Source organism: Acrocarpospora phusangensis, assembly GCF_016862995.1.
GTDB lineage: Bacteria > Actinomycetota > Actinomycetes > Streptosporangiales > Streptosporangiaceae > Acrocarpospora > Acrocarpospora phusangensis.
Map to the genome: position 1 here is coordinate 149348 of NZ_BOOA01000003.1, position 20769 is coordinate 170116.

Consider the following 20769-nt stretch of genomic DNA (forward strand, 5'->3'; position numbering starts at 1 on the left):
GTTCGGTTGGGAGGCCCATCCGGCGGGCCTAGTACTCGTACACGTTGGTGATGCTCCACGGGCCGCAGTCCGAGCTGAACGTCCCTCGGTCGCAGCCCTGGACGACGAAGCGCCAGGTGTCGGTCGTACGGCCGTGGCTGACGGAGCTCTCGTAGTCGACGGCGGGGTTCTTGGTGATGATGAACTGGCCGCTCCACGGCGTCAGGCGCTTGACCTTGACCTGGTAGGTCTTGTTGCCCAGCTGGGCGTCCTTGCTCCAGCGGACGTTGAAGAAGTCCCAGTCCCGGCCCAGGCCGCTCCACTTGAAGACCATGTTCGGGCCCTTCTCGAAGACGCGCAGCAGCGTCCCGTTGCCCAGATTGGGAGACCAGACGATCTTGCCGGACTCGAAGCGCTGCCAGGAGCCGGCCTTGTCCGGATAGCCGAACTCCTTGGTGACGGGACAGCCGTAGACGCTGTTCTCGCCGCCGTTGGAGCGCCAGAGGCCGCCGATGAGGCTGCCGTTCGGCGCGACCAGAGCGGGATCGCAGGAGCTGGTGGCGGCGTGGGCCGCGGTGGGGGAGATCAGGGCGAGTCCGGTGGCGAGCGCGGCGGCCGCCAGCAGGTTGCGGGTGATGGACATGGGAGAACTCCTCAGTCGGGGGGTTGAACGCGGTCAGTGGGCGACTTTGATCGAGTTGGCGATGCTCCACGGGCCGCAGTCGGAGCTGAAGGTGCCGCGGTCGCAGCCCTGGACGATGAAGGCGAAAGTGCTGGACGAGTGGCCGTTCGTGGTGGAGCCGACGCCGTTGTGCACGAAGGGCGTCAACGAGAACTGGCCGCTCCACGGGGTCAGCCGGGCCTGCTTGACCTGTACGGCGCGCCCGCCGTCCTGGCTGTACCGGACGTTGAAGAAGTCCCAGTCCCGGCCCAGGCCGCTCCACTTGAGGACGATCTTGCCGTCCTTCTGGAAGACCCGGATGAGCGTCCCGTTACCGAGGTTCGGCGACCAGACGATCTTGCCGTTCTGGAAGCGCTGCCAGGAGCCGGCCTTGTCCGGGTAGCCGAACTCCTTGGTGACCGGGCAGCGGTAGACGCTGTTCTCGCCGCCGTTGGAGCGCCAGAGGCCGCCGATGAGGCTGCCGTTGGGGGCGATCAGAGCGGGGTCGCAGGCGGCGGTGGTGGCCTGGGCCGACGAGGGGGCGGCCACGATGGCAGCGGCGGCGGTGACGGTGGCGGCGAGACCGAGCAGGGCGCGAGCGGTGCGGTTCATCGGAGTGTTCCTTTCGGTGTGTCTTTCGTTTCTTCGCACCCCCTTTGTACGAGGCTCCACTTTCATTCCGGCTACCACGACTTTCAAGCCGCTTGCATTTTCTGGCCGCGTTATCGACGACACCATGATGTGATGTATTGGCAGGTCAGAGCAGCTATGCTGGAAATATATGGCACGCGTGGAAAATGCTCCAAAAAAGGCATGCGCATGGACGGAAATGATTCCGAAGCTCCCTCGATGGGGAGTCGGCAGGCCGCTCGGGCCACCTAAATTCCGTCGCCGAAGCCGAGGGGGATATTTCGCGATATTGCGAAATTGTCGCCTTCGAGCAGGGCTCGGTTGCGCAGCACGCTCAGGCTAAACCGGCCCTCCGGACGTCCGCCCCCGGGCTAACCCCCCAAAACGCCCAGGGCTACCCCGGAGATCAAGAACCCAGGACAGAGATCGAGGGCTCAGGCGCTGAGCGGCGGAAATCGGGCCACGAACGGCGATGGAACTGACTCACACCAGGACTCACCACGGGGAAGATCCGACATCGCGAACCCGCCCACCTTGACGACCTCCGAGCGTGAGCGAGCCGCCAGGAGATTTGTGTACGTCGCGTGGGGTTGAGGGGATGTCGCGTGGGGTTGAGGGGATGACGTCAGCCGCCCGCCCCGCTTGCCGGTGACCGTTCGCAGGGCGGGTTCGCATCCCTTCGTCCCTGCTAGGGTGATTTGCGAGTGACGAGAACAGGGAGATCAGACGTGGCAGGTGACGACGACATCTCCGGGTGATACCCGGGAGTGATCGGCCGTCGGCGGGCGCCTAGGAGTGCCGTCGCCGTGGCTGTGTCGTCGTTCCCATGAATCCTTTTCTCCCTGCTGGGCGGTTCTGTCGCGCCTGGCATCCCACGCGAGGTCTCTCATGTCCGATGCATTCGTCATCTGCTCGAACCTGTCCTTCTCCTGGCCTGACGACACCCCCGTCTTCCAGGATCTTTCCTTCACTGTCGGCGCGGGTCGTACCGGGCTTGTCGCGCCGAACGGTGCGGGGAAGAGCACCCTGCTCAAGCTGATCGCCGGCGAGTACCGGCCAACCGGGGGGAGCGCGTCTGTGAAGGGCGTGCTCGGGTACCTCCCGCAGAGTCTGCCGTTCGCCGGTGACCTGACGGTGGCGGAGGTGCTGGGAATCGCGCCGGTGATCAGGGCGATCGACGCCATCGAGGCCGGTGACGCGAGCGAGGAGCACTTCGCAACGATCGGCAACGACTGGGACATCGAGGAGCGCACTCGTGCCCAGTTGGATCGGCTTGGGCTGGGGGATGTCGCGCTCACGCGGCGGTTGGGCACTCTCAGCGGGGGCCAGGTTGTGTCCATCGGGCTGGCGGCGCAGCTGTTGAAGCGGCCGGATGTGCTGATTCTGGACGAACCGACCAACAACCTCGATCTGGATGCGCGGCGGAAGCTCTACGGCGTGCTTGAGGACTGGAACGGGTGTCTGCTGCTGGTGAGCCATGACCGGGCGCTGCTCGATCGTATGGATCGCATCGCCGAACTCGATCGGGGCGAGTTGCGCTCGTATGGCGGGAACTTCAGCGCGTACGAGGAGGCCGTACGTGCCGCGCGGGAGGTCGCGGAGAAGAATGTCCGCAACGCGGAGACCGAGTTGAAGCGGGAGAAGCGGGAGATGCAGCAGGCCCGGGAGCGGGCCGCGCGGCGGGCCGGGAACGCGGCGCGCAACCTCAAGGACGCCGGGCTGCCGAAGATCTTCGCGGGGACGATGAAACGCGACGCCCAGGAGTCGGCGGGGAAAGCCAACGAGATGCACGCCGCTCGGGTCAGCGACGCCAAGGCCAGGCTCGACGAGGCAGGCCGTGCCCTGCGCGACGAGAAACGGATCGCGCTGGAACTCCCCGGCACCAACGTCCCGGCCGGACGTACGGTCTTCTTCGGAGAACGGATGCAGGTCTACTACGGGGAACGCGCGCTCTTCGCGGGCGAGGGCGCCGACCTGGAGATCCGGGGTCCGGAGCGGATCGCGCTGACCGGTCCCAACGGCGTCGGAAAATCCACCCTGCTCCGGCTGATCAACGGCGACCTGGAGCCGGAGAGCGGCACCGCCAAGCGGGCGGACGGCCGCGTCGCCTACCTCTCTCAGCGGCTCGACCTGCTCGACCTCGACCGTACGGTGGCGGAGAACCTGGCCGATTCCGCGCCCACGATGCCCGAGTCACAGCGAATGAACCTGCTCGCCCGCTTCCTGTTCCGGGGCTCCCGCATCCACCTCCCGGTCGGCGTCCTCTCCGGCGGAGAACGCCTGCGCGCCACCCTCGCCTGCGTCCTGTACGCCGAACCGGCTCCCCAACTGCTCCTCCTCGACGAACCGACCAACAATCTCGACCTGGTCAGCGTGGGCCAACTGGAAAGCGCGCTCACCGCCTACGAAGGCGCATTCGTGGTGGTCAGCCACGACGAACGATTCCTGGCGCAGATCAACGTCAACCGCTGGCTACGACTCTCCGACGGCCGACTGCACGCGTAGCCACTCTGGAGGCCATAAATATGTGGAAGATAGTCATGTCCAGACTCGAGTGAGCCGCTTGCCGAACAAATGGCCGTTACCGACCTTTTGTTCATTCGCGATTATTACTCTCAATCGTGAGTTCTCGGCCAACGGCGCGAGGTCGAGTCCTGGGGTGGCATTGTCTAGCCACAGAGTGCGGAGTCGGCTCACATGTGCGAGCGGTGAAAGGTCTTGTAGTAGACCGCAGTTGCCCAGGCTGAGGTAATTCAGATTCTCCAGGGCGACAAGAGGGCGCAGGTCGTGCACTGGAGTTCTATCCAGGGTTAGAGAGGTGAGCGAGACACACCCCGAGAGGGGGGAGATGTCGTCAAGTTCCTTGATCCCAGCGAGGCCGAGGTGGTCAAGACTGAGCTGGGAGAGCGCTTCGAGATGGGTAAGCCGCTGGTAGCCATGGAGGAACAGACTCTCAAGGGATGGCGCTTGTGAGACGACTTCGCGCATGGATCCCACTATCGGTGCGCCGGAGAGACCTAGCGACGTAAGACGGTCGGGTGCCGGCAGCCAATGCCAGCGGGTCAAATTGATTGCGTCCATGAGATGGAGGCGCGTCAACTTGGATAAGCCGCGGAGAGGCTCGAAGTCTGTTACGTCTGACATTTGATAAAGCTGAAGTGCGATTAAGTTGTGAAGGTTGGAAATAAAGCCGATGTCTTTCGTATTCCATATATCAAGACTTGTCAAAGAATCGAGCTGGCGAACTGTCCGCAGTGCCGTCTCGGTCGGCCTTCCGGACATGGTCAGGGAAGTGAGTGACTCGCGATGAGGGAGCAACGGGCTCAAGTCGTCTATCACAGGGGTGTGGATAATCACGTTGTTTTGCGGTGGGAGATGACGTAATGCCTTGAGCTGTCCGACGGTATCTACCCGAAGCCTCTCGTCCGTGATGTTCGCGCAGGAAAGCACGCGCTTGGCGTACAGTTCGGGCTCGAAATAGCGCCAGTCTGTGATCAACTCGCGTATGACTTCGCTTCGGCCATCGGACGCGTAGCCGGACAGCACGTTGAGAGCATGGGGGCCGTTGATCAAACAGACTGTTCTGACGCAGGCGCGGGCAACGGCCGGGGAGAGCCCACTTAGATCGGTGGGCAGTTGGTGAAGAACGATCTGGCCGGCGTTCGCCAGGGACCGGGCCGAGCCCACGTCCCGGGGCGGGATGAGGTCGCGTAGACATCCGTTCACCGCCTCCCGTAACCGCTCGGGCACCGACGGCAGCGTCTCCAAACACGCACACACGAGAACTTTGAGCCGCCGCGCATACCGCGGCTCACTCTCCATCCGCCCCAGCAACCCCGTAAGCAGTTCCTCCCGCAGCGGCGCGTTCGCGTGCCCGGCCGCCATCACCACCACTTCACGCCACTGATCGCGATGCGCGTTGTGCACCAGCGGCTCGATATCCCCATCCTCAGCGGCAGCCCGCGCGGTCAGATACTCCTGAACCGTGCGATGCACGAAGTCGATACGACCGTCCACCGGCTCGCGAATTACGCCACTGCGATCGAGCAGATAGCCCAGCACCTGAACCCCGGTCGCCTGCACCCGCGGCATGGCCGACACGACCTTCTCCACCCGCGCCAACGTGGCGGATTTCGGCAACTCGACCCGGTTGGTCATCGACAGCTGCCAAGCCAGCTCCTGCAAGATCTGGATCTTCTGAGCCCGATCCAGATGCACCTGCCCATAACTGGGAATGGTCCGTTCCGCGTCCCGCCGCTCCAGCAGCATCTCCAACGCCGCCGCGTACAACCCCATACGATCCGGCGGCAACTCCGACGCACGATCGAGGTTGAGCGCACACAACATGGCCGCCAGCAAAGGCGTGGCCGCGAGCCCGCGCAGATGAGCCGCGCCGTCGAGATGCGACAGCAGCCTCGCCTGGACGACAGGCAGATGCTCGACCGGACAAGGCAGGTCGGGGCTGTTCCTGATCGCTTCGTGCCAGTGTTCGACCAGCGCCCGCGTGTCCGAGGGCGTCATCCGCTCCAGGAACGCGGGCGCGAATCCCTCCTCGTCCAGCCACGACGACCGCGCCGCCGCCGGCCGGGTGGTGACCACCACCCGCATCGCGGGGAACTCGGCCAGCAGCCCGCGCAACCACGGCTTGATCGCCTTCCGCTGATTCCCGGTGAGCTCGTCCACGCCGTCGACCAGCAGCAGCGCACGCCCCGACCACAGCTGCCGATGCACCCACCCGGCGGGCATGAGACCGGCCAGCGCCCCGGCGGCGAGGTCGAGGAACTGCTCCGGCCTGGGCAGATCCCGGTCGGCGTAGCTGCGCAACTTCACCAGGAACGGCACACACCCGTTCCACTCGGCCAGTTCCCCCTCGAACCCGCCCCGCGCGGCGGTGATGGCCAGCCACCGCAGCAGCGTGCTCTTGCCGCCCCCGGCCTCGCCCCTGAGCAGCATCCTGCGCCCCTGACCGAGCGCGCTCTCCACCCGCATGGTCGCGGGCTCGGCCGCCGCGGCGTGCCAGGACACGGGATCGGCCCGGCCGGGCATGGCCGAAACCGAAAGACTGATGTACGCCACACTCAACGACGTCCGCGGCCGGAACCGCTCGATCCGTACGCCCAGCAGTTCGAGCACGTCGAGCGTCTGCGACACATGCTCCAGGTAGCGACGGCGGAACCCGGTGTCCCGGTCGGTGCCCTCCGGGGCCTCCAGTGTGCGTACGGGAAGCCGTTCCAGCACGGTGGCGATCTGCTCGCCCAGCCCCGACAGGCGCGTGAGCGTCTCGGTGGCCGCCCGCGGCTGGAACTCGGGCAGGTGCCGCACGATCCGTACCAGGCAGTCGCAGCATTCGTCGAGCACGACCTCGTACAGGCGGGACGCCGCTTCACCGAGGTCCTTCGGACCGGGCAGTCCCGCTCGTACGGCTTGCGCCAGCCGTACCGGGTCGGCGTCGGCGGTCAGCAGGGCGCGGTCGGAGAGGTCCGCGCGGTGCAGGACCTGTGTGACCTCGGCGAGTACGGTGAGGCGGTCGTCATCCTCGAGGCCGGGGAACTCGTGCGCGCAGACCTTGAGCACGCGGGCGGTGACCGCGTCGGCGATGTCCTCGATCTGCCGTTCGGCCTTGCGGCGCACCAGCTGATCCGGGAAGCGAGCCCGCATCAGCTCGACGAGGTCCTTGCCGCGGCTCTCCGCGGCCGACCGGGAGGTGAGCCACGTACGCAGGGCGCGGTCGCCCACCACCTTGCCCAATCCCAGGGCGGCTGTCTCCCAGGCCACGGGCACATTATCGCCGCCTGTCCGTGTTGTAGGTCATGGTTTGTCGGGCGCTACGCGGACCTAGGGTGGCGTTATGGGTGTTTTCGGGGTGAATGGGAATGTGTTGGTCGCCGATGGGGGTCTGGCGACCGAGCTTGAGGCGCGCGGGCATGATCTTTCGGATCCGTTGTGGTCGGCGCGGTTGCTGATGGACGCGCCGGAGGAGATCACGGCGGCGCACCTGTCGTTCTTCCGCGCGGGCGCCGTGATCGCCACGACGGCGAGTTACCAGGCGTCCTTCGACGGGTTCGCGGCACGGGGGATCGACCGGGCGGACGCCGAGCGGTTGATGCGGAAAAGCGTCGAACTGGCGCAGGCCGCGCGTGCCGAGATGGCCGGTGACGGGCGGGAGCGGTGGGTGGCCGCTTCGGTCGGGCCGTACGGGGCGGCGTTGGCGGACGGGTCCGAGTATCGGGGGCGGTACGGGCTGAGCGTGGGCGAACTGGTGGCGTGGCATCGGCCCCGGGTCGAGGTGCTGGTGGACGCGGCGCCGGATGTGCTGGCGCTGGAGACGGTGCCGGACATCGATGAGGCGGAGGCCTTGATGACGGTGGTGTCCGGGATGGGGGTTCCGGCGTGGTTGACGTACAGCATCGACGGGGAGCGCACGCGGGCCGGGCAGCCCTTGGCTGAGGCGTTCGCGGTGGCCAGGGACGTGCCGGAGGTCGTGGCGGTGGGCGTGAACTGCTGCGCGCCGTCGGACGTGCCGCGCGCGATCGCCGTCGCACGCGAGATCACCGGAAAGCCGGTGATCGTCTACCCGAACAGCGGCGAGGGCTGGGACGCGCAGCGGCGGTCGTGGGAAGGCGCGTCCCGGTACGTGGCCGGGGAGGCCCGGCAGTGGGTGGCCGCCGGGGCGCGCATCGTCGGCGGGTGCTGCCGGGTGCGTCCCGCCGACATCACGGAAATCGCCCAGGTCGCGGTGGATTAGGCCCCGGCGGGGTTCCCTCAAAACGCTTCAAGGGATTTCGCGTCAAGAAGGGCTGGACTCGGCGCGTACCAGGCGGAGGAAGGCTTTCAGCCCGCTGATGAGCTCCTGGTTGTCGCTCAAGCCGTCGACGGTTTCGTCGAATCGCCGGGTCATCTGCGTGATGCGCCGGTTCAGGTCGTGGTCGCCGGTCTCCGCGTCCGCCCGCAGCGCGGCCAGCTCCGCGCGGGTCTGGCCGAGCTTCTCGTCCAGGTCGCGAACCGACTCCTCCAGCTTGGTACGCGCCTCGGTGAGCGCGGCGACCTCGCCGCGGAGCGTGGCCACGTCCTGGCGCGGGTAGTGCAGCTCCTCCATCAGGCTGCTGACCCGCTCCCGCAGGTGGGACATGTACGACCCGGCCGGCCTGAACGCCGTCGCCAGCAGGTAGAACCCCGCGAAGTAGTACCCCACCTGAGCGCCGGAGAAGTACGTGATGACCGCGATGACCGCCGCGGAGAGCAGGTGCCCGGCGACGGCGAAGCGCAGCATCCGGCGGGCGATCTCCGCCGCCTCGTCCTCACGCGCCTGCGGCACCTCGATGCCGCGCTCCCGGGACAGGTGCGTCTCGTGGACGACCCTCCGGGCGGAGAAGTACAGGTTCCACGGCACGGTCAGCAGGACGAGCAGCCAGATCAGGCTGATCGCGCCGACGAGTACGGCGAGCAGCGTGCTGGGCGCGACGCCCGTATGAAAGGTCAGCCAGGCCGCGAAGACCGCGAACGCTAGCGACACCAGAAAAATCCACCATTTCATGAAAACAATGATCTTCCGGGATGCCGTCGCGGGACACCGCTCATGTACTCAACTTCGTCTGAGGTCGTGACTGGGTGAGCCGGTAGTGCGAGGGCGGCACGCCGTAACAGTCGACGAAGGCCTGGCGAAGCGTCTCGGCCGTGCCGAACCCGCAGCGGGCGGCCACGGCGGGCAACGGCAGCGAGGTGGAGGTCAGCAGGTGGGCGGCCGCCTCGGTACGCGTCTGCCGGACGAACTTGCCCGGCGTCCGGCCCAGGTGCCTGACGAACAGCCGGGTCAGATGCCGCTCGCTCACCCCCGCGTCGGCGGCCAGCGTCGCGGCGGTCAGATCGGCCTCCGGATGCGCGGTGATGTAGTCGGCCACCCGTTTGACCAGCCTGTTGGAGGGCGCCGGAGCGGCGGTGAACATGCTCATCTGCGCCTGGTTGCCCGGCCGCTGGAGGTACGTCACGAGATGCCTGGCCACCGTCCTCGCCAGGTCGACGCCGTTGTCCTCCTCGATGAGCGCGAGCGTCAGATCCAGGGCGCTGGTGACGCCCGCCGAGGTGTAGACGTTTCCGTCCCGGATGAAGATGGGGTCGGGGTCTATGCGTACCTTCGGATGGCTTGCGGCTACTTCGTCCGCCCAGTGCCAGTGCGTGGTGGCCCTGCGGTCGTCGAGGAGGCCGGAGGCGGCCAGAATCCGCGTGCCGGTGCAGACCGCCGCGATCCGGCGGCTCTCCCGCGCCAGCCTGCGCACATGCGCGAGAATCAGCCGGTTGTCCGCCGCGTCCTGGCTGCCCACGCCGCCCGACACGAGCAGGGTGTCGATCGGCCCGGTGACCCGTTCGAGGGTCTCGTTGGTGTGCAGGGCGACGGTGGGGCCGCAGTCGATCGGACGGGCTCCGGGGGTGACGAGGCGGACGCGGTAGTAGGGGTCCGCGCCGTACAGGTTCGCGGTCTCGAGGGTGGAGACCACGCAGGCGATGTCCAGGAGTTCCGCGGCGTCGTACCCGACGACCACGAAATGCCGCTCGCTCATGCTCCGACTCTAGGCCGGAAGGACGGGCAGCCCAAGATTCCGGACCAGCCTGACCGCTTTCCTTGGGTGACGGACGCGCTGGCTACATTGTCGAACCATGACTGAGACAGCTCCGCGAGCGCAGAACGGATGGCTGCGGTTCGCCATCCACTACATCGAGATGATCGTCGCCATGTTCGTGGGCATGTTCGCGCTGGGATTCCTCCAGTCGGCCGTCGGCATCGGCTCCCACAGCGGCCACGGCGGCCGTCCCGACCTCGGCTATCTGCTGATGGCCTTCAACATGTGCGTCGGGATGGCCCTCTGGATGCGGTTCCGTAAGCACGCCTGGCGGCCCATCCTGGAGATGTGCTCCGCCATGTTCCTGCCTGCGGTTCCGTTATTTCCCTTGCTCTGGCTGGACGTCATCGACGGCGACACGCTGATGATCGCGTCGCATGTGGCCATGTTCCCGCTCATGCTCGGCGCGATGTTCCTGCGGCGCGCGGAGTACATGCACCCGCACTAGACCACCACTACACCGCGCGGCGTCCGCCGTCCACGTCCAGGATGGTGCCCTGGGTGTAGCTGGACTCGTCGGAGGCGAGGTAGGTGATCGCGGCGGCGATCTGCTCGGGCGCGGCCATGTATCCGGCCGGGGTCTGCTCCACCAGCTCGTTCACGCTCTCGCCGGCCTCCGCCGACATGGGCGTACGCACCGGGCCAGGTGAGACCGCGTTGACGCGCACGCCGCGGCGGCCGTACTCCGCGGCCCAGTTGCGGGTGAGCTGGTTGAGCGCGGACTTGCTGGCGCCGTACACGGCCGAGTTGGCCAGGGCGATGCTGCCGGCCACGCTGCTGACGTTCACGACGGCGCCGGAACCGCGGGCCGCCATGGCCGGAGCGAGCTCGCTGACCAGGTAGAACGGCGCCTTCACGTCCGTGGCCATGATCGCGTCGAAGGTCTCCTCCGGGAAGTCCTCGGTAGGGCCGAACGCGGCGATTCCGGCGTTGTTCACCAGAATGTCGATGGGCCCGACGGTCTCCTCCGCCCGGTGGGCCAGCTCCTTGGCGCTGGCGGCGTCGTGCAGGTCGGCCGGGATGAACTCGGCTTCGCCGCCCCGGGAGCGGATGGCGTCCACGACGGCCATGCCGCGTTCCTTGTCCCGCCCGGCGACGACCACGCGGGCGCCGTTGTCCGCCAGCATCATCGCCGTGGCCTTGCCGATCCCACTCGTCGAACCTGTTACCAGCGCGTTCTTCCCAGACAGGTCATATGAGGCCATGGTGTCCCCCCAGATTCCATTTCCCCACGTCCACGCTATGCAGCGATCTTCGCCGCTGTCCAATGTGGCACCACTCAGAACCCACGGGTCCCTCCTGTACCGTAGCTTTTTGGACCTTGGAGGATCAGGTGCGCGAAACGGAGATCAGTGACGCTGCGCTCCTGGCGAGGGCGGGCACGCTGCAGGCGGAGGGCGCTCACGTGCTGCGGGTCCTGCGGCTGGAGGACGCCTTCGCCGGGTTCGGGCCGGCGCAGGTGGTCGGCAGCATGGTGTCCGGGCTGATGGTCTGGCGCGACCTGGACGTGGTGTTCACCGCCCCCCACGCCACCGCCGTCGACGTGTTCACGGCGCTGGCCCGGCTGGCGACCGTACCCGGGCTGATCGCCGTGGACTACCGCGACGAGCGCGAACAACGCCGGCCCACCGACCGGATCGAGGACGAGCGCCACTACCTCGTGTGCCGCTACGAGGGCGCGGGCGGTCTGTGGAAAGTGGACATCACCGTGTGGCTGCACGCGGTCGAACGCCCAACCCTCGCCGAAGCCGAACACCTGGCCGCGCACGTGACCTCCGAACAGCGTCTGACCATCCTGCGCTTGAAAGACCTCTGGCACCGCAGCCCGCACTACCCGTACCGGATCGGCGGCACCGACATCTACGACGCCGTCCTGCACCACTCCGTCCGCTCCCCAGAGGACTTCTCCACCTACCTACGCGTACGCGACCTGCCCATTTCACCCCACGAACCTCACTGATCGGGGAAACGTCTTAACGGCATGCGGATCCTTCAAGCGGGGAGATTTGCGGCGACGCTGATCGTGCTGACGTCCTGCGGATCGATACTGGCCTCGACGCCCACGGCCACGGACGACTTCATCGTCCGCGCGAAGGAGGTCGCCGAGCGCCGGGAGGGCTCAGAGGAGGGCTGGGCGGGGTTGCAGGAGGTGTTCACCTACGAAACGGTGACGCCACAAGAGCTGAAGCTAAGCTACGGGCACGGCGCATGCGATTCGACGTTCGGCGCGAGGGTCTATGAGACCGCGCAGGTGGTCGTGGTCGATGTCGATGTGCGGGAGGACTATGTCCAGGTCTGCACCGCGATAATGCTCACGGACCAGATCGGCGTGCGGCTCGACGAGCCTCTCGGCACGCGGGTGGTGCTGGATTCCCGTAGCGGACTGCCCGCATCGCGGGGAACAGACCGGGATCCCAGCGAGTAGGCGCCGTTACGTGCAGCTCCAGCAGTAGAGCAGCTGGTCGTCGGCTTTGGCGCGGCGGGCGAGGCCGACGAACTGTTCGGTCAAGGCGAAGAGGTGGCGTCTGTCCTCGGGGCTCCAGCTTTTGAACTCCTCGGCCTCCGACCACCGCCCCGCGACCTCGGGCACTCGCGAGTCGTCAAGGTCGGCGAGCGCGTCGCGCGCCATCACGGGCAACTCCGCGATCCACGACCCGTCCAGGTACGGCGAGTCCTCTGGGAGCGACTCCCACTCCTCGTCGCTCTGGGGAGCGCCCTCCGGAGGCGGGTACAGCATCACGCTGTCGATGAGATCGATGGAGTAGGGCACACCGGCGGCCAGAGCGACAAGCTGGCCGAACGCCACATGCGGGTCGATCGACTTGGCGTCCACGGCGTCGAACACCGGGCGCTCGGGCTCATCGACCGCCCGAGGGTTCTCCGGATCGGCGATGGCCGCGTCCCGGCCAGCAGCCCGGTAGTAGTCGTAAAGAACGCCCACGTCGTCTCCCGCCTCGGCGAATGATCAGGAGTCACAGTAGGAGATCTACCACTATCTCTGGAAGTGTCCCGGGAGCGGACAGCAGATCAAGCCGATGGCTGCGGCGGCACGGCCAGCTGACCTGGCCGTCGGCGCGGCTGGGTCTACTTTCCGGCAACGCCGACCTCAGGGTGCCGATGGCTGAGGCGGCACGCCAGTGACCTGGCGGTCGGCGCGGCTGGGTCTACTTTCCGGGAACGCCGACCTCAGGGTTCGGCTGCTGGTGGTCTTGATGGTCGTCGCCAGGGCCCACTTGCTCACCGGGACCGTGATCCTGATGAGCTTCGCCGCCACCGAGCCCGCGCCGGTGGTCGAGGGTGGCGATGACCGTCAACACGACCACGACGGCGGCCATGGCGGCCCAGCCGGTGACCGACGCCGCCGCTCCCAGCGGCACCACGCAGACCGCGCCGACGACACGATCGACGATCCGCCCGCTCTTCAGCATGGCCCGATGCAGCGCGTGCCCGACGAGAAAGACCGCGGTCCCGCAGCCAAGCCACCAGGGATTCACATGATCGTCGAAATGCCGGATGGCGTCGGTGATGCCGGCCGCGACCAGGATGACGCCCACGATCATCGCCAGGTGAGCCCCGGTGAACGCGTAGTAGGCCAGATGCTGCCTCCGGCGTTCGTCGGCCCGCTCGAACTCCGCCTCCGCCCTGACCTCGTCCCCATCGAAGTACACCCACCACAAGCCCGTCGCGACCGCGATGCCCAGCACCACCCCGACCGCCAGCGGCAGATCCACCGCATGACTCCCCGGCCCCTCGGCCCCGATGCCGATAGCGACCACCGACTCACCCAGCACCACGATCAGAAGCAGCGCATGCCGCTCCACAAAATGATGGGGCTCAATAACAAACCCCCGAATATGCCCCAGAAACGGCGACAAATACAGCACCGGTACGGCAACCGCCCAGCAAGCCCAGCCCCACCCCTCAGGCAGATGCGGCGCAACCAGCACCAACACCCCCGCCGCCGCATTGAACGGCACATTCCGCAAGATCGCCCGCCGCGCCGAGTCAACACTCGCAGTGAGATAAACCACGCAGTGAATCCCCACCACCACCAGGTACGCCACCGGAAAAGCCCACCCCTCGGGCTCGAAGGCGTAAGGCACAGACAGCCCCATGATGAAGAAAGCCGTCATCGCGACAACCAGCAGCAGCCGCACCGGCACCACATCGGGCCGCACCGCATTGGTCAGCCACCCGAACGCGCTGAACATCCACCACACAACGACCATCGGCAGCAGACCCTGCAACAGCCCTTCCCACCCCGGATGCCCCTCCACCACGTGCGTGACCCGCGTGACCACAAAGACGAAGACCAGATCGAAGAAGAGCTCCATCGGCGTCACCCGCCCCTGAGCACCCACAGACGTCCACAGCCGCAACCGCGCCCCGGTCGATGTCATCAACTCACCCCTTCACCCACACACAAGGGATGAAAATATGCCATCCGCCCAACCCAGATCAGGGCCCAATACCCGGTTTCTCCGCTGGAGCAAGGTTCCTGAGCACGCACTCCGCTTCATGTGAGTAGGGCGGAGAACGGGTCCTCGTAGTGGGACCAGGTGTGGGAGCCGGAGACGGCTTCGGCGGGGGTGAGGAGGCAGGAGTCGAGGAGGGTGTGGATGCGGTCGCGGTCGAGGTCGGGGCCGGTGAAGACGAGGTGCTGGACGCGGTCGCCGAGGGGGTCGGTCCAGTCGAGGGCGGCGGCGACGCGGCGGGCGGGGGAGATCTGGTCCCAGGAGGTCTCGGGTAGGGCGGCGAGCCAGGGGCCGGCGTCGGCGACGGACATGGCGCCCGCGACGGAGTCCCAGGCGAGCAGGCGGTCGTGCCGGGTGGCGAGCCAGAAGCGGCCGCGGGAGCGGACGGATCCGGCGATCAGGTCGCCCATGGCCGCGAAGAGGCGGGCGGGGTGGAGCGGGCGCAGGCGGTGCCAGACGACGGTGGTGACCTCGCCCGTACGCGCGTCGCAGGGGAGTTGGGCGGTGGCGGGGTCGACGCGTTCCGCGAGTTCGCGGGTGTGGAGGGCGGGGCCGGTCACGGCGGGCAGGGAGTCGGTGAAGACGGGGGTGACGGGCGCGAGGTGGGAGAGCAGGGCGCGGGCCAGTTCGATGTCCTCCCGGTCGCCGTTGTGGAGGATCAGGGCGGTGGCGTACTCGATCTGGCGGGCCAGGACTTCGGCCAGGTAGCGACGGTCGCCGGCGGCTCCGGCCTGGCCGGTCTCCGCGAGGCGTTCGCCGCGGGCGATGTCGATGGGCAGATGCTCGGTGTGCAGGGCGGTCAGTACGCCGGTGAGACGCAGGATCTCGGGAGCCTCGTCGAGTGCTTCGGCCACGGAGCGGGGTTCGACCGAGTCCCACAGGTCCACGATCAGCAGCGACGCGGTGTCGGCATGGCGGATCAGCTGGGGGAGCAGGTCTTCGCGGATCGTGCAGGTGACGCAGGCGTGCGCCAGCCGTACCTGGGTGAGGTCGTGGATGCCGGAGGAGTCGCGTACCTCGCGTTCGATGCGGCCTGAGGTGACTTCGCGCAGGTCGTGGTGGACGGCGATGGCCCCGGGATGGGCGGCGAGGAGCCGGTTGACGGTGGCGCTGCGGGCCGGGGTGTGGAGTCCGGCGACCAGGACGACAGGGGTGGGCACGGCTACCTCCCGAGTGAAATGAAAACCGTTGTCATTATCATGACACATCTTCCCCACGAGGAAGCGCTGGGGAGGGGCGATGACCCGGAATCTGCGGAATCTCAGGTTCTTGCCAAGAAGCATCCCTATCGTCCTGCGCGCCACATTCGCTCACACGAAAGGCGTTAACCCATGCGGCGAAGCACCCTCATCCCCGCTGCTCTGGGCGCGACTCTGATCGGCGCGACGCTGATCAGCGCTGCTCCCGCCTCCGCCACGACGGCCTCCGCCACGACCGGCACCTGCGAGAAGGCCGCCTGGATCGGCCAGGTCCAGGGCAGGCCGGCCGGCCTCGGAGTCCACTCCCGCAGCGGCGACTACTTCTGGCACGACAAGAACGGCTTCCACCTGCGCGTCACCCAGAAGCGCAGCAAGGCCCAGACCTACTCGGGCACGATCACCTCGAACACCCCGATCGTGGGCTTCAAGTGGGTCAAGCTGGAGAAGCAGGACAAGATCGAGCTGTCGGCCGACAAGCTCACGATCAACTTCACCGTGGTGAACCACGGCCTGATGGACGGCTTCGACTTCAAGACCTCCTGCGCCGACACCCTCACGGTCTCCGGCCTGACGATCAACGGCCAGCCGCTGCCGCGCGGCAAGGTCTACCTGGGCAAGTACCGCAAGCACCCCGCCACGATCCCGTTCACGGTGCACCGTAAGGCCTGACGTGGGACGTCCGGCCAGGCCCCCGTACGATGACGGGCCACGGCCGGAGGAGGAAGCAGATGGGCGCACACCGGATTCTGGCGGTGGACGACGACCCGGCGATCCTGCGCGTGCTCCGGCGCGGTCTCACCCTGGAAGGTTTCACGGTGGAGGCGGCCGGCAGCGGCCATAACGCGGTGGAGATCGCCGATCGGGTCGACGCCATCGTCCTGGATGTCTCGATGCCCGGCATGTCGGGCATCGAGGTGTGCGCCGAACTGCGCCGCCGCGGTTCCGAGGTGCCGATCCTGATGTTGTCGGCGCTGGACGAGGTGGCCGACCGGGTGGCCGGTCTGACGGCTGGAGCCGACGACTACATGGTCAAACCGTTCGACCTGGTCGAGCTGGCGCTGCGGCTGCGGGCCCTGCTGCGCCGGTCCGGCGCGGCGGGGCCCGGGATCGCGGGGGCCGTCCGGGTCGGCGATCTGGTCCTGGACACGGCCGGCAGGAACGCCGTTGTGGGCGGCCGGCAGCTGGCTCTGACCAGGCGCGAGTTCGACCTGCTCGAGGTGCTGGCCATCAACGCCGGCATCGTGCTGTCCCGCGAGGTTCTGCTGGAACGTGTCTGGGGGTACGACTTCGCGGTCACCCACAACGCCGTCGAGACCTTCATCGGCTACCTGCGCCGGAAACTGGAGGCCGGGGGTGAGCCGCGCGTCCTGGAGACGGTCAGGGGAGTCGGTTACGTCCTGCGGAGCCGTCCGTCATGAGGTTGTCGACCCGGTTCGCGCTGTGTGTGGCGGTGGTGGTTCCGCTGCTGGTCGGGCTGTCCGGCCTGCTGGTCGTCCGGCTGGCGGCCGACGATCTCCGGTCCGTACGCGATCTGCGGCTGACCCAGCGGGTGCAGTCGCTCAAACCGCTCGCTGTGACGTACGCCCAGCGTGAGGCGCTGCCCGCGAGCCGGAGCCGGCTGGCGAGGATTCGTGTCCAGGCGACTCAGACCGGCCAGACGACGGAGGGTGTCTACGTGGCGCCCGCCAGGGGTGAGCCGCTGGTGATGGGCACCGTCCCGGCGGCCCTGCCTCCGGCGGCGGACGGGCCCGCGACCTCGGCGGACGGCGTCTGGCGCTACGCGAGCGGTTCGCTGGGAGCCAGGGGGCGGGTCTGGGTCTTCGAGCGGGAGGCCCCGCTGGCGGGTCAGATCTCGGGGATGTACTACCGGCATCTGATCGTGACGCTGGTCGCTCTCGTGGTCGGCGCGGTGGCGGGCCTGCTCCTCGGGCGGTACGCGTTGCGCCCGCTCACCCGGCTGACGAAGGACGCCGCGCTCGTGGACGTACGCGCCGGGGAAGGGCGGCTGACCCGGCGTTCGCGCGTGCCGGAGATCGACGAGCTGGCGGGGCTGGTCAACGGCCTCCTCGACCGCCGCGACGAGGCCGTGCACCGGACCGGTGACGCGCTGGAGACGGCCCGGGCGTTCGCCGCGACGGCCGCGCACGAACTGCGCACCCCGCTGACGAGCATGGGCGCCAACATCGCCCTGCTGGGCTATCCGAACCTGCCGCCGGAGGACCGCGTGGAGGTCATCCGCGACCTGGCCGGCGAGCAGGCCCGGGTGGAACGCCTGATCACGATGCTGCGGCAGCTGGCCAGGGGCGAGCTGATGGAACCCGACTCCCTGAAGGACGTCGATCTGGCTGGACTGAGCGGCGTGGCCGTGGACGAGGCCGTCCGCCGCCACCCGCACGCGCGGATCGTCGCCCACCTGCCCGACGAGGCGATGGTCCGCGGCTGGGCCGAGGGCCTGCGCATGATCGTCGACAATCTGCTGGACAACGCGGCCGTGCACGGGGTCGGGCCGCGGGGGACCGTACGCATCGACCTGACGGTGAGGGTGGAGGGCACCTTCGCCCTGCTGCGGGTGGCCGACGACGGGCCCGGCATGCCGGTGGAGCTCCACCAGGAGGCGTTCAACCGTTTCAGCCGCCGGGCCGGCAGTCCCGGATCGGGCCTCGGCCTGACCCTGATCCACCAGCAGGTCGTCCTGCACGGCGGCCGGGTGGAGATCGAACCTTCGCCTCGCCCTGGGATGGGTCTGTCGGTGTTGGTCCAGTTGCCCATCGCCTGGCGGCCGGACGGTCCCAGCGACGGCCTGTCCTGGCTGTCGGTGCACCAGAAGCCCTAGGAAAGGGTCTGGTGTTCCCGTGTTCGGTCGAGTCGATCAGCCGGTGGCGCTGGAGGGCTAGTCGAGGCAGCTCAGAGCCGCGTCGGCGATGCTCATCAGGTACGCCCGGTCGGTGTTGATCGCGCCCATGACGCGAAGCGGGGCCGAAAGTATGATCTTCCCGTTCGGGAACCTACTTTCGACCGATACGGCATCGAAATGGGGCCTCGCAGAATGAGGGACCATGCCCCCTGAGATGAAACGACCTCGTATCGACGCGCTTGACGTGCTGCGGGGGTTCGCGCTGTGCGGGATTCTGCTGGCCAACGTCAAGCCGATCGCCCACATGGTCTATGCCGGACAGGTCACGGAGCCCATGGTGGCGGCGGGTGAGGGCGGGGACTGGCTGGGGTTGGGACTCTTCGTCGACCAGCGGTTCTTCCCGATCTTCTCGTTGCTGTTCGGCATCGGCTTCTCGCTGCTGCTGGAGTCGGCGGAGCGGAAGGTCGCGCGCCCGCGGGTGCTCTTGCTGCGTCGGCTCCTGGTGCTGCTCGCCATCGGCCTGGCGCACATGTTCCTGCTGTGGCGGGGCGACATCCTGAGCATCTACGCCGTCGTCGGGCTGGTGGTGCTGCTGCCTTCGACCTGGCTGCCGCGCCAGGCCGTCGCGGTGCTCGCCGCCGTCCTCATCGCGACGCCTCTGGTCCTCGGTAGCAACGGCGTGCCGCTGGTGCCCGGATTGTTCCTGCTGGGTTCGGCGCTCACTCGGTACGGCGTGATCGATCGGATCGAGAGTTCTGTCCGCGTCCCGGCCGTCCTGGGTCTGGGCTTCGCGGTGTGCGCGGTGCCGGCTGTGTGGTTGCAGGTTCGAGGGACGGCCGTCGCCACCTGGTTCGGCCTCGCCGGGCTGCTGATGGCGGGCACGTACGTGTGTGCTCTGCTGCTTCTGCTCAGGACGCCGCTTCGCTCGGCGCTGCGATCGGTATTCGCGCCGCTGGGCCGGATGGCGCTGACCAACTACCTGTCCGCAACGCTGCCCGTCCTGCTGGCCGCCCGCCTGATCGGCAGCCCACCGGAGCACTGGTCCTCCACGACGGTGGTCCTGATCTCCGCGGCCATCCTCGTCCCCCAGTGGCTGATCTCCACGCTCTGGCTGCGCCGCTACCGCCAAGGCCCGCTCGAGTGGCTCTGGCGGTGGGCCACCTGGGCCAGCCGTCCGCCCCTGCGCCGAATCCCCGTCCCGCGCGCGGAACCCGCGTCCTCCGCCGGGCGTTAGCGATGCGGCAGATTCCTTCGACAGGGAGAAACAGACCGTGGTCTTCAAACGCTTGCTGGGTGCCTTCGGAGTCGGCGCGCCCTCGGTGGACACCGTGCTGTCCGTCGCACGCGTCCAGCCCGGCCAGACACTCGCGGGGCAGGTGCGGCTTTCCGGCGGCGACTTCGACGCCGAGATCGAGCACGTCACCCTGCATCTGGTGGCCCGGATCGAGATCGAGCACGGCGACGGCGAGCACGCCGGAGTGCGGGAGTTCTTCAGCGTCCGCGTGAGCGGTCCGTTCACGCTGGCCAGCGGCGAGCAGCGCGCCCTCGACTTCCAGATCCCGGTGCCGTGGGAGACCCCGGTCAGCCAGATCGGCGGGCAGCCGCTGAGGGGGATGGCCGTCGGCGTCAGCACCGAGCTGGCCATCGCCAAGGCCGTCGACAAGGGCGATCTGGACATGATCGCGGTCGAGCCGCTGCCGTCGCAGTTGCGGGTGCTGCAGGCGCTGCTGGATCTGGGCTTCCAGTTCAAGTCCGCGGATCTGGAGGCGGGCCACGTCTACGGCGTCCACCAGGACCTGCCCTTCTACCAGGAGATCGAGTTCCGCCCGTCGCCCCGGTACTCGGGTCTCGTCGGCGAACTCGAACTCACCTTCATCGCCGGCCCGCACTCGCTCGACGTGATCCTGGAGGCCGACAAGGGCGCCGGGCGGTTCTCCGGTGACGCCATCGGCCGGTTCCAGCTCAGCCACGACGACGCTCTGCGTACCGACTGGCCGGCCGAACTCGACCGCTGGCTCTCCAGCCTCGCCCAGTACGGCAACGCCCACTACGGGCACCACGGTCACCACGGTCACCACGGGTCTGGGTTGGGTGGTGCGGTCGCGGCCGGTGCCGCCGGATTCGTCGGTGGCATGGTCGTGGGTGAAGTCCTTGAGGAGGTCTTCGAAGGAGACGAGGACGAAGGCGGCGACTGGTAGCCGTCTTCGACCGGTAGGACAGCAGTCGATTTGCTGTCCTACCGGGTTTCTCCGAATATCGGAATGGCCGGGGTTCTCGCCGTTATCCGGCGCCGTTAGCGTAGGTGACGCTTCTCGCCGTACCGGCGCCAAGTTGGGTTGGCGGCCAGGTGGGCCTG

19 protein-coding genes are annotated in these 20769 nt (G+C 67.8%); 10 read left to right on the top strand and 9 right to left on the bottom strand.

Features of this window, described 5'->3' with window-relative positions; translation table 11 throughout:
* Positions 1 to 28: 28 nt before the first annotated feature.
* Together Aph01nite_RS02830 and Aph01nite_RS02835 are read right to left on the bottom strand one after the other, a co-directional pair.
* Positions 29 to 622, bottom strand: a complete 594-nt coding sequence (locus tag Aph01nite_RS02830) for an LGFP repeat-containing protein (protein ID WP_204039117.1) — start codon at positions 620 to 622, stop codon at positions 29 to 31.
* Between the two features lie 33 nt (positions 623 to 655).
* Entirely contained in the window at positions 656 to 1252 is a 597-nt protein-coding gene (locus tag Aph01nite_RS02835; RefSeq protein WP_204039118.1) for an LGFP repeat-containing protein, read from the bottom strand.
* Between the two features lie 906 nt (positions 1253 to 2158).
* Between Aph01nite_RS02835 and abc-f the strand changes: the two genes are divergently transcribed.
* On the top strand, positions 2159 to 3775 hold the full coding sequence (gene abc-f / locus Aph01nite_RS02840) for a ribosomal protection-like ABC-F family protein (RefSeq protein ID WP_204039119.1): 1617 nt from the start codon (positions 2159 to 2161) through the stop codon (positions 3773 to 3775).
* 33 nt (positions 3776 to 3808) lie between these two features.
* On the opposite strand, the gene Aph01nite_RS02845 is transcribed toward abc-f, so the two are convergent.
* Positions 3809 to 7045: an NACHT domain-containing protein gene (locus Aph01nite_RS02845; protein WP_204039120.1), complete on the bottom strand. Its 3237-nt coding sequence runs from the start codon at positions 7043 to 7045 to the stop codon at positions 3809 to 3811.
* Positions 7046 to 7145: 100 nt separating this feature from the next.
* Between Aph01nite_RS02845 and mmuM the strand changes: the two genes are divergently transcribed.
* Positions 7146 to 8015 carry a homocysteine S-methyltransferase gene (gene mmuM, locus Aph01nite_RS02850; protein WP_239161355.1) on the top strand — a complete coding sequence of 290 codons (870 nt, stop codon included), beginning with the start codon at positions 7146 to 7148 and terminating at the stop codon, positions 8013 to 8015.
* 42 nt (positions 8016 to 8057) lie between these two features.
* Here mmuM and Aph01nite_RS02855 read toward each other — a convergent pair whose 3' ends face one another.
* Complete coding sequence (locus Aph01nite_RS02855) at positions 8058 to 8783, bottom strand: hypothetical protein (protein ID WP_204039122.1); 726 nt, start codon at positions 8781 to 8783, stop codon at positions 8058 to 8060.
* Positions 8784 to 8844: 61 nt separating this feature from the next.
* Positions 8845 to 9825, bottom strand: coding sequence for a GlxA family transcriptional regulator (locus Aph01nite_RS02860; RefSeq protein WP_204039123.1), 981 nt, complete (start codon positions 9823 to 9825; stop codon positions 8845 to 8847).
* A gap of 97 nt (positions 9826 to 9922) precedes the next feature.
* On the opposite strand from Aph01nite_RS02860, the gene Aph01nite_RS02865 reads away from it, so the two are divergent.
* Positions 9923 to 10333: a hypothetical protein gene (locus Aph01nite_RS02865; RefSeq protein WP_204039124.1), complete on the top strand. Its 411-nt coding sequence runs from the start codon at positions 9923 to 9925 to the stop codon at positions 10331 to 10333.
* A 7-nt stretch (positions 10334 to 10340) separates the two neighbouring features.
* On the opposite strand, the gene Aph01nite_RS02870 is transcribed toward Aph01nite_RS02865, so the two are convergent.
* Positions 10341 to 11090: an SDR family NAD(P)-dependent oxidoreductase gene (locus Aph01nite_RS02870; protein WP_204039125.1), complete on the bottom strand. Its 750-nt coding sequence runs from the start codon at positions 11088 to 11090 to the stop codon at positions 10341 to 10343.
* 128 nt (positions 11091 to 11218) lie between these two features.
* Here Aph01nite_RS02870 and Aph01nite_RS02875 point away from each other — a divergent pair, with 128 nt between their 5' ends.
* Positions 11219 to 11845, top strand: coding sequence for a hypothetical protein (locus Aph01nite_RS02875; protein ID WP_204039126.1), 627 nt, complete (start codon positions 11219 to 11221; stop codon positions 11843 to 11845).
* A 21-nt stretch (positions 11846 to 11866) separates the two neighbouring features.
* Positions 11867 to 12310: a hypothetical protein gene (locus Aph01nite_RS02880; protein WP_204039127.1), complete on the top strand. Its 444-nt coding sequence runs from the start codon at positions 11867 to 11869 to the stop codon at positions 12308 to 12310.
* 6 nt (positions 12311 to 12316) lie between these two features.
* On the opposite strand, the gene Aph01nite_RS02885 is transcribed toward Aph01nite_RS02880, so the two are convergent.
* The 3 genes from Aph01nite_RS02885 to Aph01nite_RS02895 all read right to left on the bottom strand — a co-directional run bounded on the left by Aph01nite_RS02885 (position 12317) and on the right by Aph01nite_RS02895 (position 15520).
* The gene (locus Aph01nite_RS02885; protein WP_204039128.1) at positions 12317 to 12826 is read right to left on the bottom strand and encodes a hypothetical protein; all 510 of its coding nucleotides are present in this window, start codon (positions 12824 to 12826) and stop codon (positions 12317 to 12319) included.
* A 223-nt stretch (positions 12827 to 13049) separates the two neighbouring features.
* A complete protein-coding gene (locus tag Aph01nite_RS02890; protein WP_204039129.1) occupies positions 13050 to 14219 on the bottom strand; it encodes a low temperature requirement protein A in 1170 nt (389 codons plus the stop codon).
* Between the two features lie 182 nt (positions 14220 to 14401).
* Entirely contained in the window at positions 14402 to 15520 is a 1119-nt protein-coding gene (locus tag Aph01nite_RS02895; RefSeq protein ID WP_204039130.1) for a CobW family GTP-binding protein, read from the bottom strand.
* A gap of 171 nt (positions 15521 to 15691) precedes the next feature.
* On the opposite strand from Aph01nite_RS02895, the gene Aph01nite_RS02900 reads away from it, so the two are divergent.
* The 5 genes from Aph01nite_RS02900 to Aph01nite_RS02920 all read left to right on the top strand — a co-directional run bounded on the left by Aph01nite_RS02900 (position 15692) and on the right by Aph01nite_RS02920 (position 20611).
* On the top strand, positions 15692 to 16228 hold the full coding sequence (locus Aph01nite_RS02900) for a hypothetical protein (protein ID WP_204039131.1): 537 nt from the start codon (positions 15692 to 15694) through the stop codon (positions 16226 to 16228).
* A gap of 59 nt (positions 16229 to 16287) precedes the next feature.
* Positions 16288 to 16977, top strand: coding sequence for a response regulator transcription factor (locus Aph01nite_RS02905; protein ID WP_204039132.1), 690 nt, complete (start codon positions 16288 to 16290; stop codon positions 16975 to 16977).
* The gene (locus tag Aph01nite_RS02910) at positions 16974 to 18392 is read left to right on the top strand and encodes a sensor histidine kinase (protein ID WP_204039133.1); all 1419 of its coding nucleotides are present in this window, start codon (positions 16974 to 16976) and stop codon (positions 18390 to 18392) included. Before Aph01nite_RS02905 ends, Aph01nite_RS02910 begins: the two co-directional genes overlap by 4 nt.
* A 235-nt stretch (positions 18393 to 18627) precedes the next feature.
* Positions 18628 to 19647 carry a DUF418 domain-containing protein gene (locus tag Aph01nite_RS02915; RefSeq protein ID WP_204039134.1) on the top strand — a complete coding sequence of 340 codons (1020 nt, stop codon included), beginning with the start codon at positions 18628 to 18630 and terminating at the stop codon, positions 19645 to 19647.
* Between the two features lie 37 nt (positions 19648 to 19684).
* Entirely contained in the window at positions 19685 to 20611 is a 927-nt protein-coding gene (locus Aph01nite_RS02920; protein ID WP_204039135.1) for a sporulation protein, read from the top strand.
* Positions 20612 to 20769 lie beyond the last annotated feature (158 nt).

Excerpts from the sequence above, each read along its gene's own strand:
- Aph01nite_RS02905 (WP_204039132.1), top strand. The coding sequence starts at position 16,288 with ATGGGCGCACACCGGATTCTGGCGGTGGACGACGACCCGGCGATCCTG.
- Aph01nite_RS02900 (WP_204039131.1), top strand. The coding sequence starts at position 15,692 with ATGCGGCGAAGCACCCTCATCCCCGCTGCTCTGGGCGCGACTCTGATC.
- Aph01nite_RS02910 (WP_204039133.1), top strand. The coding sequence starts at position 16,974 with ATGAGGTTGTCGACCCGGTTCGCGCTGTGTGTGGCGGTGGTGGTTCCG.
- Aph01nite_RS02880 (WP_204039127.1), top strand. The coding sequence starts at position 11,867 with ATGCGGATCCTTCAAGCGGGGAGATTTGCGGCGACGCTGATCGTGCTG.
- Aph01nite_RS02870 (WP_204039125.1), bottom strand. The coding sequence starts at position 11,090 with ATGGCCTCATATGACCTGTCTGGGAAGAACGCGCTGGTAACAGGTTCG.
- Aph01nite_RS02835 (WP_204039118.1), bottom strand. The coding sequence starts at position 1,252 with ATGAACCGCACCGCTCGCGCCCTGCTCGGTCTCGCCGCCACCGTCACC.
- abc-f (WP_204039119.1), top strand. The coding sequence starts at position 2,159 with ATGTCCGATGCATTCGTCATCTGCTCGAACCTGTCCTTCTCCTGGCCT.
- Aph01nite_RS02890 (WP_204039129.1), bottom strand. The coding sequence starts at position 14,219 with ATGGAGCTCTTCTTCGATCTGGTCTTCGTCTTTGTGGTCACGCGGGTC.
- Aph01nite_RS02860 (WP_204039123.1), bottom strand. The coding sequence starts at position 9,825 with ATGAGCGAGCGGCATTTCGTGGTCGTCGGGTACGACGCCGCGGAACTC.
- Aph01nite_RS02915 (WP_204039134.1), top strand. The coding sequence starts at position 18,628 with ATGAAACGACCTCGTATCGACGCGCTTGACGTGCTGCGGGGGTTCGCG.
- Aph01nite_RS02830 (WP_204039117.1), bottom strand. The coding sequence starts at position 622 with ATGTCCATCACCCGCAACCTGCTGGCGGCCGCCGCGCTCGCCACCGGA.
- Aph01nite_RS02865 (WP_204039124.1), top strand. The coding sequence starts at position 9,923 with ATGACTGAGACAGCTCCGCGAGCGCAGAACGGATGGCTGCGGTTCGCC.